This is a genomic window from Collinsella sp. An307 (assembly GCF_002161805.1).
Classification (GTDB): domain Bacteria; phylum Actinomycetota; class Coriobacteriia; order Coriobacteriales; family Coriobacteriaceae; genus Coprousia.
In genome coordinates this window covers 99,910-114,749 of the sequence record NZ_NFIP01000006.1, presented here as the reverse complement: position 1 = coordinate 114,749, position 14,840 = coordinate 99,910, and the positions used below count along the sequence as shown (strand labels likewise).

Below are 14,840 nucleotides of genomic sequence, written 5' to 3'. Positions count from 1 at the left end.
GCTTTACGTCGACCTTGCGGTGGCTACCCCCGCCTCTGTTGTTGTGCATTCTAGCGATAATCGTCTCTTTGCCACAAATGAAGGCCATGCAAGGCGGGAGGGGTGTGAGCCGCCCCGCTCACCGGGTGCACCTGCCGCGCTCGGCGAAACGCGGGCATGAGGGGCGCCTGTGCGGGGTAGGGTCAACGGTAACGTATGTGTTCGTGCGCGCACGGCGCGCGGACCCGATAACCGGACCGCATCCCAGAAGCGCTCCCACCTTTGGCAATCGCGCCGTGCGCCCAACCTAAGGAGGTTGCCATGGGTGCGCCCGAGACCGCCAAAGTGAGGAACGTCGTCTTGGTTGGCCAGGGAGGAGTAGGAAAGACCTCCCTGGCAGAAGCGATGCTGCACCTTTCAGGCAAAACCGCCCGCTTGGGCGGCCACGCGGGCACCAAGCCCACGCTCGATTATGATTCCGAGGAGGTTAAGCGCGGGGTTTCCATCTCGACCTCCATCGCCCCCATCGATTGGAAGGGCGCGCGCTTAAACGTCCTCGACGCCCCCTGCTATCCCGATTTCATTGGCGACGCGTATGCGGCCATGGCCGTTTCTGAGACGGCGCTCTTTGTGGTCGACGCCGCCGAGGGCCCGCAGCCCACAACGGTCAAGCTTTGGTATGCGGCCGAGGACCTGCGTCTGGCCCGCGCCGTCTTTATCAACCGCATTGACAAAGAGAACGCTGACTACGACGCCACCATGGCGACTCTGCGCGAGCGCTTTGGCATGCGCCTGGGCGCCGTTACGCTGCCGTGGGGTACGGGCGAGGACTTTGAGGGCGTTATCGACATTGTCCGCATGAAGGCCCGCCATTGCGAGGGCACCAAGCAGGAGGAATTCGACATTCCCGACGAGTACAAGGCCGCGGCCGATGAGGCGCGCGAGACCCTGTGCGAGCTCGTGGCCGAGGCGGACGACGACCTCATGGAGAAGTACCTCGAGGGCGAGCCGCTCACGCAGGAAGAGATCGAGGGACTGCTCGGCAAGGCCATCGCGAGCCGCCTCTTCGTGCCGGTCTTCGTCGGCTCCTGCACCAAGGAGCTCGGTGTCCACTCCGTCATGGACGACATCGTCACCTACTTCCCGGCGCCGACCGACTACGGCGAGATGCCGCTTGTTGATGGCGACACGCTCAAGATTAGCTCCGATGACGAGCGCCCGGTGGCCTTTGTCTTCAAGACGCTGAACGACCCGCAGCAGGGCCGCATCTCCTTCTTGAAGGTCCTTACCGGCACCCTCACCCCGGGCGTGGAGCTCGTGAACGCGCGCACGCGCAAGGGTGAGCGCCTGGCGCACCTCTACGTGATGTGTGGGCGCGAGATGACCGAGGTTGGCAAGGCCGAGGCGGGAGACATCATTGTCACCACCAAGATCGCTGCCGACACGGGCGACACGCTTTCGGTCACCGGCAAGGTCGAGGCCGCTGCGTTCCAGTTCCCCAACAGCCAGTACCGCATCGCCATTGAGGCGGAGAACCGCGGCGACGAGGAGAAGCTCTACACCTTTGTCGAGCGCGCCTGCGAGGCCGACCCAACGATGAAGATCGAGCGCAACGAAGAGACGGGCCAGACCATCATCTCTGCGGTGGGCGAGGCGCAGGTAAGCGTGCTGCTCAACCGTCTGGAGGAGCGCACCAAGGTTGTGGCCAAGAGCGTGCCCATCAAGATTCCGTATCGCGAGACCATCCGCCGCGTGGCAAGCGCTCAGGGTCGTCACAAGAAGCAGACCGGCGGTGCCGGCCAGTTTGGCGATTGCTACCTGCGCGTCGAGCCGCTGACCGACGGCCGCGACTACGAGTTTGTAGACGAGGTCGTGGGTGGCCACATTCCGCGCGCACTCATCCCCGCGGTCGACAAGGGCGTTCAGGAGACCATGAAGGGCGGCGTCATTGCCGGCTTCCCGCTCACGGGCATTCGCGTGGCGGTTTACGACGGTTCGTATCACCCCGTTGACTCCAATGAGATGGCGTTCCGCACGGCGGCGCGCATTGGCCTGCAGAAGGCCTGCGCCGAGGCGAGCCCCGTGGTGCTCGAGCCTATGGAGAACATCACCGTAACGATCCCCGAGAGCTACGCTGGTGCCGTGATGGGCGATGTCTCGGCCTCGCGCGGCCGCGTGACCGGCATGGACACCAATGATCGCGGCGACACCGTGGTCACGGCAACCGTGCCTTACGCCGAGCTCACCGACTATGCCACGCGCCTGCGTTCGCTCACACGCGGCACGGGTGATTTCACCATGGAGCCGGCCGGTTACGAGCAGGTTCCGCACGACGTGCAGGAGCGTCTGGTGAAGGAGTACCAGGAGGCTCGCGCCGCTGGTAACAAGTAACGGGCGCAGCAAAGGGCGATACGGGGGTAGGGCCCTCTGTCATCTGAGAGGTAGTTCAAGGACGCGCTGGTGATGTGATGCACCGGCGCGTCCTTTCTGTTGGTTATCGCTGCAAGGCGGAGCGAGTCTTGCGTTTGGCAGAGGCTAGCGGTTCATACTGCCGCGACGGTAGGGGTGGGCCTCGGGCGCGATGCGGGCGATGCCGTTTGTCTTGGCAAGCGCGTTGAGTTGGGCGAGGACGTTGCGGCTGAGCTGGAGTTTGCTCGCCGACTCGCCGGCAGCTGTCCCGGCCGCTGGCACTCTGTCTGTCGACCGTGCGCCCGCTAGTGCTTGGCTGCTCGTGGCAGAAGCGTCCTCGCTGGATGCGCAGATGCGGGCGAGGTCTTCGGGTGAGCCCTCGATATGGAGCTCGCCGTCTGCGATGCGCGCGCGAACCTGCGTGCAGCCGAGGGTGTGGAGGTAGTCCTCGCAAGCGCGCGCCGCCGCGACTTTCTGCGGAGTCAGGCGCTCGCCGGTGACAACGCGCGTGGCGAGGCAGGCGCCGGCAGGCAGGTTCCAGGTGCGGTAACCCCAGGTGCGGAGCATCTCGCGCTCCTCGGCCTTGGTCCAACCGGTCTCCATAAGAGGAGAGCGCACGCCAAGCTCGCGGAGTGCGCGCATGCCGGGGCGGTCGGTCGCGGCCGCGTCGTCGGCGTTGCTGCCATCGAGTACGCAGATGGTGTTTGGGCCGAAGCCTTGCTCGGCAGCCCACGCGCGCGCTGCCTCGGTAATGCGGGTAAAGCCCGCGCGCTTGCAGAGGTAGCAGCGATCGGGCCCGTTAGCAACGATGTCCTCGTCTGCAAAGGGGTCAAACGCAAGGGAGATGGTGGGCAGGCCAAAGGCGTGCGCCAGCTCGTCGTGCGAGGCGCGCTCGGGGGTACCCACAAAGGGCGAGTTGAGGTGCACGAGCAGGGCCTTTTGGGGGATGGCACGCGCGCACATCGCAGCGAGAAACGTGCTGTCCACCCCGCCCGAGAAGCCGAGCGCCACAGGTGCAAGGTCGCGGAGCAACGCTTCGAGGGCTTCGAGCTTGTGCGCGGTCTCGTTTGAGCCGGGCGCGAAGGAGGTCGCGGCTGGGCCGGGGCAAGAGGCGGCGTGCGCGTCGCGTTTGGCGGCAGGTGTATCGGTCACGGGGTCCTCCGGAAGATGGCGGTGTGTCGCAGATGCGTTGAGCGGGGCGCGCCCACGCGTCCATTCTGGCACAATACCCATGTTGCCCGCCGTTGAGTCAAACGGGCCTGCGCCTGCGCGCTTGTGAGAAAGGACTTGTCATGGCACGTGCCTTTGACGCCATCATTTTTGATATGGACGGTACGCTCGTCGATACCGAGCGCCTTGGGTTCAAGGGGTGGGACCTCGCTGCGGCGGAGCTCGGTGCCGATGTGCCGCGCGAGCTCGCCGTGAGCTTTGTTGGCCACAACGAACCGGCGGTGCTCGCCATGCTGACCGATGCGATTGGTGACGCGGACCTCGCCCGCCGCGTGTTTGACCTGCACTGGCAAAAGCGCCGCGAGCTTGCCGAGACGGAGCTTGAGGCCAAGCCCAGCGCTCTCGACGCGCTGCGCGCCCTCAAGGCGGAGGGGTATCGCCTTGCGGTGGCGTCCTCCTCGGGCCGCGAGATGATTGAGATCAACCTCTCGCGCGCCGGTATGCTCGACTACTTTGACGCCATTACCGCTGGTACCGAGGTTGAAAACGGCAAGCCGGCGCCAGACATTTTCCTGCTTGCGGCCGAGAAGCTCGGTGTCGAACCGGCGCGCGCGGCCGTGATCGAGGACTCGCCCAACGGCGTCCGCGCAGGTCACGCCGCGGGCATGCAGGTCTACCTTGTGCCCGACATTATTGCCCCCACGCCCGAGATCGAGGCCATGACGCACGAGGTGCTCAGCACCCTCGCCGACCTCCCGGCGGCGATTGCGAGGGCGTAACCGGTGAGTTCGTACGCCAACAACGTTGTGGTGGCGGCGCTGCTCTTTCCACTTATCGCTGCTGTCCTCTCGCTGCCTTACGCCATCTACCAGTACCGCCGTTTTGGCAGCATCTCGGTCTGGAAGACGTTTCTCGTCTTTTCGCTCATCTTCTACCTCATCTGCGCGTACTTTATGGTGATCTTGCCGCTGCCGGCGGACCGCACCGCGTTTTACGCCAACGCCGCGCACCCGCAGCTCAACCCCTTCTACGCGCTCGACATCATGGCGCCGGCGCTCGTGCGGCTGGACGTCACCTCGCCGGCGTCGTGGCTCGCCTTCCTCAAGAACCCAACGGTCTACACCACGCTCTTTAACGTGCTGCTCACGCTGCCGTTTGGCGTGTACTTGCGCTACCTGTTTGACCGGCCGTGGTGGCAGGCGCTGCTTGCGGGCTTTGGGCTTTCGCTCTTTTTTGAGATCTCGCAGGTGACGGGCCTTTTTGGTCTGTACGCGCATCCGTATCGCCTGTTTGATGTGGACGACCTCATCACCAACACGACGGGCACCGTGCTGGGCTCTCTTGTGGCGATTCCGCTTTGCCACTTCCTGCCGAGTATCGACGAGGTGGAGGAGCGCGCCCTCGAGCGCGGCGCCGCGCACACCTCGTTCTCGCGCCGCCTTGTGGCGTTTGTGATCGATATGGTGGTCTGCGCGCTCGTGCTTGCGGTGCTGCGGTTTGCCTTCCCCGGGGCGGACGATACCGCGCCCGGCCACATCGGCCTCCTTATGGCGGCAACCGGCATTACCTTTATGCTCGTTCCCATCGTCACACGCGGCCAGACCGTGGGTCACGCGATCGTGCGCCTGCGCGTGGTGCGCCCGGACGGTTCGAGCGCGCGCTGGTGGTCGTACGTGGTGCGCTACGGCTTGCTCTTTTGGGCGTTTTTGCTGCTGCCCACGTGGGTGGCGACGCTCTTTCCGTCGTCCTCGAGCCCGCTTATGCTGCTTGGTGACGAGGTCTCGATCGGCGCCGAGGGCATCACCATCGTGCTTATGAGCGCCTACGGCGTATGGCTCGTTACCGTTGCCGTGCGCGCGATTCATTCTGCCTTTAAGCGGCCGTTTGTGATGCTAAACGGCGTCATCTCCAACACGCGCGTCATGTCGGTTGCGCAGGCGGACCGCCTGCGTGCGACGCGCAACGAGGCGTCGCTTGAGGAAGAGCTGCACGAGATTGACATCGACCCGCTCGGCACCGATCTGGACGATGCGTTCGATGCGTCGTTTGATGCGACGAGTGCGGACGAGGGCGTGGACTTTGATCCCGAGGAGCAGGGTCACATCTAGGCGAGTGGGGTAGCGTGCTGCGTTGCGCGGCGCGAGGCGTGTGCCGTTGGCGCTCACGGGGCGCCGCTCCCGCCCTAGGTGTCGAAGTTACAGGTAGACGCCGAGGTTGAGCTCGGGGATTGGCACGGTGTGCGCGCCCGGCACAATCGAGGTGGCGTGCCCGCCCGTGCTCTCGCGCGCGAGCAAAAACGGTCGCACGAGCTCCCAATGGGTGAGGGGCTCTGCGGGGCGTTCATGGGCGAGGGGCTCGGCCGCTCGCCCGCTTTGGGCGGCCCAGGTACCCGCGGTACCGCCGCGCGCGAGCCGTGCGCGCGCTTCCTCGTCCGCCCGCTGTTGCTCGATGGCCTCAAGCAGCAGCTGCACGCCTTTGCGCCCGACCTCGTAGCCGGTGGGCGCGCTCGTGGTGAGCGGCACCGCACCGCACCAGGCGAGCGGGTTGCCGCCGCAGCCGGCGACCATCACGTCGTCCGGCACGTTGAGCCCAAGCGACATCACGCCTGCGATGGCGCCGGCGGCAAGCACGTCGCTCAGACCCAGCACCGCGTCCGGGCGGCTGGCCTCGTCGCGCCGCATGAGCTGGGCGCCCAGCGTGTAGCCATCGCCCGAGACACCGCCCTCGCCCGCGTCAATCACCTCGACCGCAATATCGGGCGTCGCGGCAAACGTGTTGAGTGCGCCCTCAAGACGCAGCTGCATCGACTGGTTGTCCGCGTGGCCGATGATGCACACGCGCCGGGCGCCTTGCGCCACCAGGTGCGCAGCGACAATGCGCCCCTGCGCGCGGTGGTCGGCCGTAACGTAGAGGCCCGGCTCCGCGCTGTGGATGCCCAGGTAGACCACGGGCACGGGAAGCGTGGGGCAGGGGTGCCAGTGCGAGGTCTCAACCGGGTTGATGAGCACGCCCGACACCTGGCTGCCAATGAAAAACCGGTTGTAGTGTTTCTCGAGCGCGGAGTCGCCGTCGGCGTTGGCAATCAGCAGGTCAAAGCCGTGGCGGCGCGCCTCGGTGTGCGCGCCGTTGGCAATCTGCAGGCTGGGGCCGTGGTTGAGGCGCGGCAGCACGAGGCCGATGGTTGCGTTGCGCCCGCCCGCGAGCATGCGCGCGCTTTGGTTGGGGGTGTAGCCGAGCCGGTCGATCGCCTCCTGGATGAGACGGCGCGTGTCGGGCCGCACCTTCTCGGGGTGGTTGAGCGCGTTGGAGACCGTGCCGAGTGAGACTCCGGCTTCGCGGGCGACGTCGACGATTCTCACCTTGGCCATGGTTTCTCCTTGCGTGCGGGCGGTCAGCTGGCCTCAGCATAGCAACAATTGAAGCGTTTCAGCAACAAGGACGATGTTTCACGTGTGTCAAACTGGTATGTTATTATTGTTACCAGTCTGGTTGTGCGCCGGCGCGCGTGGGGTCGCTCCTAGAATGGTCCGCATATCCGTCTGCGCGCAAGCGAGGGAGCGATTATGTGCGGCATCGTGGGTTACACCGGTGATGAGCTGGCAAAAGATATCCTTATCAACGGCCTCAAGCGGCTTGAGTACCGCGGGTACGACTCGGCGGGCGTGGCGCTGGAGGATGCTGCGGGTGGTGCCGCGCACATCGACGTGATCCGCCGAGTGGGCAAGGTCGCTGGTCTTGAGGAGGCGCTCGCCAACAGGGACGCGGCCGCGACCTGCGGCATCGGCCACACGCGCTGGGCCACGCACGGCCGTCCGAGTAAGGAAAACGCGCATCCGCATACGAGCTGCAACGGGCGCATCGCCATCGTGCACAACGGCATTATCGAGAACTTTGCCGAGCTGCGCGAGGAGCTCGGCCAACGCGGCCACACCTTTACCAGCGATACCGATACCGAGGTCTTTGCGCACCTTATTGAGGAGGCCTACTACGGTTGGCCGGTCGGGTCGCCCTCCGACCCCGCCGCGGGCACAGCGCCGGGCGCGTCCGCTGCCCCGGGCTGCCACGACCTTATGGCGGCTGTGCGCGAGGCGTGCACGCACGTGGTCGGCGCCTACGGTCTTGCCGTTGTGTGTGCGGACGAGCCCGGTGTGATCGCCGTCGCCCGCAAGGACAGTCCCATCGTCATCGGCCGCGGTGCGCGCGGCAGCTACGTTGCCTCGGACGTGATTGCGCTCATCGACGCCACGCGCGACGTGGTGGTGCTGGAAGACGGGCAGTTTGCGCGCCTCGCCCCCGAGGGCATCACCTACACCGACACCGAGGGCGCACCCATCGAGCCCGCCGTCACCCACATCGACTGGGATATCGACATGGCGGAAAAGGGCGGTTACCCCGATTTCATGCTGAAGGAGATCTGCGAGCAGCCGCGCGTGGTGCGCGACACCCTCGTGGGCCGCATGACGGGAGGCGAGCTCACCATCGACGAGCTGGGCCTTTCGCTCGAGGAACTCAACCTCATCGACCGCGTGTACGTGATTGCATGCGGTACGAGCTACCACGCCGGCCTTATCGCCAAAAACCTTATCGAGATGTGGGCGCGCATCCCCTGCGAGGTCGAGGCGGCGAGCGAGTTCCGCTATCGCAACCCCATCATCACCCCCTCTACGCTGGTAGTCGCGGTGTCCCAGTCTGGCGAGACGGCCGACACCCTCGCCGCCATCCGCGACGCGCGCATCAAGGGCGCCAAGGTCTTTGGCATCACCAACGTGGTGGGGAGCCCCGTGGCGCGCGAGAGCGACGGCGTCATCTACACTAAGGCCAACAAAGAGATTGCGGTTGCCTCCACCAAGAGTTTCATTGGACAGGTGGTGTCGCTCACATTGCTGGCGCTGCTGTTGGCGCAGGTAAAGTACCGCCTTACGGTGGGCCAGGTGCGCATGCTCTTCCGCGAGCTGGGTGACACGGCCGAGCAGATCCAGTGGATTCTCGACACGCAAAAAGACGCGATTCACGAGGCCGCGCTTGCCTGCAAAGACGCGCACTCGGCGCTCTTTGTGGGGCGCGGCATGGGCGCCGCCATCGCCAACGAGGGCGCCCTCAAGCTGAAGGAGATCAGCTACCTGCACGCTGAGGCGTACGCCGCCGGTGAGATGAAGCACGGGCCCATCGCCCTTATCGACCCGGGGTTCCCGGTTATTGCCATTGCCACCAAGAGCCCCGTGTACGACAAGACCGTCTCCAACCTTAAGGAGTGCGAGGCGCGCGGGGCCAAGATCGTGGTTGTGGCGACCGAGGGGGACGAGGACATTGCGCGGATAGCGGACCATGTCATCTACATCCCGCCCGTGCGCGACGCGTTTTCTGCCATCACGGCAACGGTGCCGCTCCAGCTGCTCGCCCGCGAGGTCGCGCTTATGCGCGGCTGCGACGTGGACCAACCGCGCAACCTCGCCAAGAGCGTGACGGTGGAGTAGCGCGCGCCGGCCGGGGCGGCGGGGTGCCTGCTGGCCGTGCCGACCGGGCGCGTACGGCGCGCGTGCATACGGTGGAGTAATTGTGTCCCCCGTTGCGTGAGCAGGAGCTTTCCCACCGTCTGCCGGGAATCGAGGAGTGCCGGCGCGGCGATGACCTATGATGGATAGAACCGTAGCTTGAGGTCGACCGTGCAGGGGAGGGAGCCATGGCGTCTCAACGGGCATATGCCGATGGAGCCGTCGGCGCCGTCCCGCATAGCGCCGAGGGCGCCTGGCGTGCCGAGCGCGCCCCCATCACGCCCGCGACGGCGCGTTCGCTTGACGCCTACTGGCGCTGCGCAAACTACCTGTCCCTCGGCCAGATTTACCTGCGCGCCAACCCGCTTTTGCGCCGGCCGCTCACCTTTGACGACGTGAAGCCGCGCCCGGTGGGCCACTGGGGCACCATCCCCGGCCTCAACTTCATCTACGCGCATGTGAACCGCCTCGTTGCGGCGCACGCCCAGCACGCGCTTGTGGTGCTGGGCCCCGGTCACGGCGGCAACGCCGGTGCGGTGAGCGCGCTTGTTGACGGCTCTTATACCGAGCGCTATCCCGAGGTCACGCCTACCGAGGACGGCCTCGCCACCTTTATGCGCGCCTACGCGGCGCCCGGCGGCATGCCCTCCAACTGCACGCCGGCGCTGCCCGGGTCCATCCATTCCGGCGGCGAGCTTGGCTACACGCTCAGTCACGCCTTTGGCGCCGCTTTTGACAACCCCGATCAGCTGATCGTGCCTATCGTGGGCGACGGCGAGTCGGAGGAGGGCGCCATCGCGTCCGCCTGGAGCATGTCGCGCATTATGAACCCGGCTACCGACGGCATCGTGCTGCCCATCCTCCACCTCAACGGTTACAAGATCACCATGCCCTCGCTCATTGCGGCGGCCACGCCCGAGGAGCGGGCGATGTACTTCCGCGGCCTCGGTTACGACCCGGTGACCTTTACCGTGGGTTTTGATGACGAGGATCCGCTCTCGTTCCACACGCGGTTTGCCGAGCTTCTTGAGGACGTGTACGCGCGCATCTGCGCGATTAAGGCGGCCGCGCTTGAAGATGCGTGCGCGGGCGAGCGCCCCGAGCCCGCGGCGGGGCCTGCCTATCCGCTCATCATCTTCCAGTCGCCCAAGGGTTGGACCACGCCCGCCGGCCCGGACGGCACACCTTTTGAGGACACGACCTCCATCCACGAGGTGCCGCTGCGCATTGGCGCGGATCCCGAGCGGCTCGCGTGGCTTGAGCAGTGGCTGCGCTCCTACCGGCCGGAGGAGCTCTTTGACGACGCGGGCGCCTTTGTGCCTGCTGTGCGCGCCATCATGCCCACGGGCGCGATGCGCCTGGGCGTGAACTCGCTCGCAGACGGCGGTACCTGCCGGCGCGCCCTTGCGCTGCCCGACCCGGCGGACTGGGCGCTTCTTATCTCCGACCGTACGCGCGGCCAGCGCAAAGTGGGCCTTGCCGGCATGTGCGGCGCCTACACGCGCGAGGTCATGCGCGAGAACCCCGATAACTTCCGCCTGTTCAGCCCCGACGAGCTCTCCAGCAACCGCATGGACGCCTCGCTCGAGGTCACGGGCAAGCAGTGGAACGCGGGCGCCATCGCCCGCGACGACGGTGCCGCTTCGGTGGCAGATCCCGTTGACGACCCTGCGGACCTCGACCTCGTGCCGTCCGGCAAAGTGGTCGAGGTACTCTCCGAGCACCAGTGCGAGGGCATGCTCGAGGGCTACGTGCTCACGGGGCGCCATGGCATCTGGGCCACCTACGAGGCGTTTGCCCAGGTGGCGGGCTCCATGGTGGGGCAGCACCTCAAGTGGCTGGAGGAGAGTTTGGCCCCCGGCGCCTGGCGCGCCCCGCTCTCGAGCCTGAACATTCTGCTCACCAGCCACGTGTGGCGCCAGGATCACAACGGTTTCACGCACCAGGACCCCGGCTTTGCCGACCTGCTCATCAACAAGGCGGGCGCGCTCGACATCGCGCGCCTCTACTACCCGGTCGACGCCAACATGATGCTCGCCGTGATGCGCCGCTGCTACGCGTCTACCAACCGCGTAAACGCCATCATCGCCGGCAAGCACGAGAGTCCGGTCTACCTCACGCTCGCGGAGGCAACCGCCGAGCTCGCGCGCGGCGCCGCCGCGTGGGGCTGGGCGTCGAGCGCGGCCGCAGGCGAGCGCCCCGATCTTGTGGTGGCGAGCGCGGGCGACGTGGTGACGGTCGAGGCCCTTGCCGCCGCGCGCCTCATGAGCGAGGCGGGCGTGCGTGTGCGCTTTGTGAACGTGGTCGACCTGCTCCGCCTGGCGGCTCCGGGCGACGCCGCCGGCGCGTTTAGCGCCGACGAGTTTGATGAGCTCTTTGGCACGGACGTGCCAGTGCTCTTCTGTTTCCACGGGTACGAAGGCCAGGTGCTGCGCCTGATCGCGCGTCGCCCGGGTGCGAGCCGATTCTGCGTCCGCGGCTTCCGCAACCAAGGCGCCACGACCACGCCCTACGGCATGCTCTACGCAAACGGTATGGACCGCTTCGAGCTCGCCAAGACAGGCCTTTCCCTCGTTGATGCGGCGCGGTTTGAGCCGGTATGCAGCGACTTTGCTGCCAAGCGCGACGAGCTGTGGGCCTACTCCGTCGAGCACGGCATCGACCACCCCTCGCTCGAGCTCATGTAGCGGCCGGGCAACGGGCGCTCGCCCTCCGCTTGCAAATGCGCGCTATGGGCGGCAACGTTCTTGCTGGCCAGCACCTCCCGCCTCCGCAGTTGCCCCTCGGCAGGGGCCCTATTTCGCCAAAACCGTGTTTGCCAGCTCTCCAAGCCGCTGGAGAGCTGGCAAACACGGTTTTGATGAAACGACACGCTAACAACGCGGGGTTTACCAGTGCTGCGGGCTCGGAGCGGCGGCCCCAGCGCCACGTGCCCAGCGCTGTGTGCCCAACGCCACGGGCTAGGCACTCAACTCGGCCACAAGTTCCTCGGGCGTTGCGGCGGCAAGTACGGCGTGGGCGCGTTCCTCGTCTGCAAAAACACCCATGAGGTGCTGGAGGGCGCCGATCTGGTCGTCGGCATGATTGAAGCCGAGTGCGATGACGATGTCCGCCGGAACCGTGCTGCCAATGCCGCCCATGGGCTCAAACGGCACGGGCGTTGCCGGCCGCGCGATGGCGATAAAGGGTGCGAGCGTGTGCTCGGCATCTGCATGGGGAAGCGCAAGTCCGCAGCCGATGGTCTTGAGGCCGGTGGGGAAGACGCGTTCGCGCGCGCCGACGGCCTCGCGCCAGGTGGGGGCCACAAGTCCGCGCGCCTCGAGCTCGGCGGCGAGGTGGTCAAAGACCTCGTCAGGCGTCGCGCACTCCCACCCAAAAAAGACCAGGTTGGGTTTGAAGAGGCTGAGGTCGATGGCCATGGTGCTTCCCCTTTGCTGCACGGATAAAAATGCTGTGGAGGCATCGTAGCAGAACAACCCCCTGCGCGCAGACGATGTGTCGGCTGCACCAAGAGGGGCGCGACGGAGCGCCGTTGGAGCATTGCGCGGCGCGGCGGTGGCAGGCGATGTGTCGGCTGGCTGCTCTTCGCACGGCGGGGGAGGCCCCGGCGCTCGCTTTGTGCGAGAATAGGAACGTTTATCTGCCAGCTTTTGGGTGCGCGCCCGAGCGCCGCCCGTGCGATGGTTGTGCATCGCCGCGTGAGAGGGAACGCTTCTTATGGCTCTCTTTACGAAGAAAAACGACGGGTCCGCGCCCGAGGCCGACCCTAAGAAGAAGGCTCAGGGTGCCACGCGCGCCGCGTCGAGCAAGCTTGCCGGTGGCAAGGCAGCCGCCGAGGCGGACGCCAAGGACGGTCGCGGTCGCACTGCCGGCGCAAAGGACGGCGCCACCAAGGCCGAGCGCAAGCACGCACGCAAGGAGAAGATGAGCAAGGCCGCCAAGTACGTTCTGGTTGCCATCGGCGTTGCCGCGATGCTGCTTTCGGTCACCGCGATGGCGTGCTCGGGCGTTTTGAACCAGATTAGCTCCGGCGGCGAGGACTACCATCTTACCGGCGGCGTTGCGGCCGAGGTCTCTGGTGTGAACATTACCGAGGACACCGTTACCGAGCAGATCATGGCCACGCGCAGCAGCTACGACACCGACGCCGCGTGGGCGACCTACCTCGAGGGCCAGGGCCTCACGCCCGAGACCCTGCGCGAGCAGGTCATCAACTCGCTCGCTCGCCAGTACCTGCTCACCCAGGCCGTGAGCGAGTACGGTATCGAGGTTTCCGACGAGGAGATTGACGAGGCGTGGGACAACGAGGTTGCCCAGTACGGCTCCGAGGAGACGCTCCTTTCCATCATCCAGATGTACGGCTACACCGAGGACACGTACCGCCAGCAGCTTGAGAGCTCGGTTGCGCTCGAGAAGCTCCGCGACGAGGTGGCGCCGCTCGAGGACCCCTCCGACCAGGAGATTATCGACTACGTGAACGAGAACCTCGACTCGCTGAATGACGCGCGCCGCTCGAGCCACATCCTCATCAAGGTTGACTCCGAGGCCGATGACGCCACGCGCGAGGAGGCTCGCCAGAAGCTCGAGGACCTGCGCGCCCAGATTGAGGCGGGCGAGATTTCGTTTGCCGATGCCGCCAAGGAGAACTCCGAGGACGGCTCCGCCAAGGACGGCGGCGACGTGGGCTGGGACAAGCTCACGAGCTTTGTGACCGAGTACGGCGACGCGCTGGCCGAGCTTGACCCCGGCGAAATGAGCGGCATCGTGGAGACGACCTACGGCTACCACCTCATCCAGTGCACCGAACTCTTCCACGTGGACGGCGAGGTCACCTCCATCGACCAGATTCCCGAGAATCTGCGCGACACCATCTCCGACACCATCGCGTCCAACGCCCAGAGCGATGCCTACGACGCGTGGCTCGACCAGTATGTTGAGGACGCCGGCATTGAGATCAACCCCATGCCCGAGGACGTTCCCTACAACGTGGACATGGCGCTTGCCGGCACCGAGGATGAGAGCGCGGACGACACGGCTAGCGACGCCGATGCTTCGGCCGAGGGCACCGCTGACGACGCGGCCGCGTCCGATGGTTCTGACGCCGCCGACGATACCGCCGCGACTGAATAGTGTTGAGAGTTACCTAGATAGGAAGTGCGCTATGACTAACGAGGAGCTTCACGACGCGATGGTCGCCGCCATGAAGGCGAAGGACAAGACGCGTCTCTCCATCATCCGCCAGGTCATGGGCGAGGTGAAAAACGTCGAGGTGAACGAGCGCCGCGACGCCACCGAGCAGGACGTGACCAACATGATCCGTCGCCTTATCAAGCAGACCTCCGAGACGCTCGAGATGTCCGAGAAGGCCGGCACCAACCAGGAGCGCACCGATACGCTGCGCGAGCAGGTTGAGATTCTGGAGAGCCTGCTGCCCGCGCAGGTCTCGGGCGAGGCTCTGGTCCAGCTGATCGAGGAGACGATTGCCGAGGTCGGCGCCACCACCAAGAAGGACATGGGTCGCGTCATGGGCGCGCTCAATCAGGCGACGGGCGGGAACTTTGACAAGGCTGCCGCAGCAAAAGAGGTCGGCTCCCGCTTGGCGTAAGAGCCGCTGGCGTAGGCGCCATTGCCCTTGCTGGCGAGAATGCTGCGTCCGGGCAAAGAAACGCCCCGTACACGCTTGTGAAGGAGTGATACTCCATCACGCTAAAGTGTTTACTTGCCAAATATTTCGGGTATCATAAGAAAACCGCTTTGCGCCCCAGAGATGGGGCGCATTGGTTACGGGCG

10 protein-coding genes are annotated in these 14,840 nt (G+C 65.8%); 7 read left to right on the top strand and 3 right to left on the bottom strand.

The genetic code is table 11. The features are described 5' to 3' along the window. Positions 1–300 precede the first annotated feature (300 nt). Complete coding sequence (locus B5F89_RS06485) at positions 301–2,370, top strand: elongation factor G (RefSeq protein WP_087430972.1); 2,070 nt, start codon at positions 301–303, stop codon at positions 2,368–2,370. A 144-nt stretch (positions 2,371–2,514) separates the two neighbouring features. Here B5F89_RS06485 and B5F89_RS06480 read toward each other — a convergent pair whose 3' ends face one another. Further along, entirely contained in the window at positions 2,515–3,540 is a 1,026-nt protein-coding gene (locus B5F89_RS06480) for an asparagine synthase-related protein (protein ID WP_239286700.1), read from the bottom strand. Between the two features lie 140 nt (positions 3,541–3,680). Between B5F89_RS06480 and B5F89_RS06475 the strand changes: the two genes are divergently transcribed. Further along, positions 3,681–4,337 carry an HAD family phosphatase gene (locus B5F89_RS06475; protein ID WP_087430971.1) on the top strand — a complete coding sequence of 219 codons (657 nt, stop codon included), beginning with the start codon at positions 3,681–3,683 and terminating at the stop codon, positions 4,335–4,337. A gap of 3 nt (positions 4,338–4,340) precedes the next feature. Then, positions 4,341–5,666 (top strand): VanZ family protein, encoded by a 1,326-nt coding sequence (locus tag B5F89_RS06470; RefSeq protein ID WP_087430970.1) that lies wholly within the window; start codon positions 4,341–4,343, stop codon positions 5,664–5,666. A gap of 87 nt (positions 5,667–5,753) precedes the next feature. Here the strand turns inward: B5F89_RS06470 and B5F89_RS06465 are convergent, their stop codons facing one another. Then, positions 5,754–6,926 carry a LacI family DNA-binding transcriptional regulator gene (locus B5F89_RS06465; RefSeq protein ID WP_087430969.1) on the bottom strand — a complete coding sequence of 391 codons (1,173 nt, stop codon included), beginning with the start codon at positions 6,924–6,926 and terminating at the stop codon, positions 5,754–5,756. A gap of 195 nt (positions 6,927–7,121) precedes the next feature. Between B5F89_RS06465 and glmS the strand changes: the two genes are divergently transcribed. Together glmS and B5F89_RS06455 are read left to right on the top strand one after the other, a co-directional pair. Then, positions 7,122–9,032: a glutamine--fructose-6-phosphate transaminase (isomerizing) gene (glmS, locus tag B5F89_RS06460; RefSeq protein ID WP_087430968.1), complete on the top strand. Its 1,911-nt coding sequence runs from the start codon at positions 7,122–7,124 to the stop codon at positions 9,030–9,032. A gap of 206 nt (positions 9,033–9,238) precedes the next feature. Next, positions 9,239–11,737 carry a phosphoketolase family protein gene (locus tag B5F89_RS06455; protein WP_087430967.1) on the top strand — a complete coding sequence of 833 codons (2,499 nt, stop codon included), beginning with the start codon at positions 9,239–9,241 and terminating at the stop codon, positions 11,735–11,737. A gap of 273 nt (positions 11,738–12,010) precedes the next feature. On the opposite strand, the gene B5F89_RS10045 is transcribed toward B5F89_RS06455, so the two are convergent. Beyond that, entirely contained in the window at positions 12,011–12,469 is a 459-nt protein-coding gene (locus B5F89_RS10045; RefSeq protein ID WP_158098435.1) for a PTS sugar transporter subunit IIA, read from the bottom strand. A gap of 298 nt (positions 12,470–12,767) precedes the next feature. Between B5F89_RS10045 and B5F89_RS06445 the strand changes: the two genes are divergently transcribed. Further along, positions 12,768–14,180: a peptidylprolyl isomerase gene (locus B5F89_RS06445; protein ID WP_087430965.1), complete on the top strand. Its 1,413-nt coding sequence runs from the start codon at positions 12,768–12,770 to the stop codon at positions 14,178–14,180. Between the two features lie 31 nt (positions 14,181–14,211). Beyond that, the gene (locus B5F89_RS06440) at positions 14,212–14,655 is read left to right on the top strand and encodes a GatB/YqeY domain-containing protein (RefSeq protein ID WP_087430964.1); all 444 of its coding nucleotides are present in this window, start codon (positions 14,212–14,214) and stop codon (positions 14,653–14,655) included. Positions 14,656–14,840: the final 185 nt, after the last annotated feature.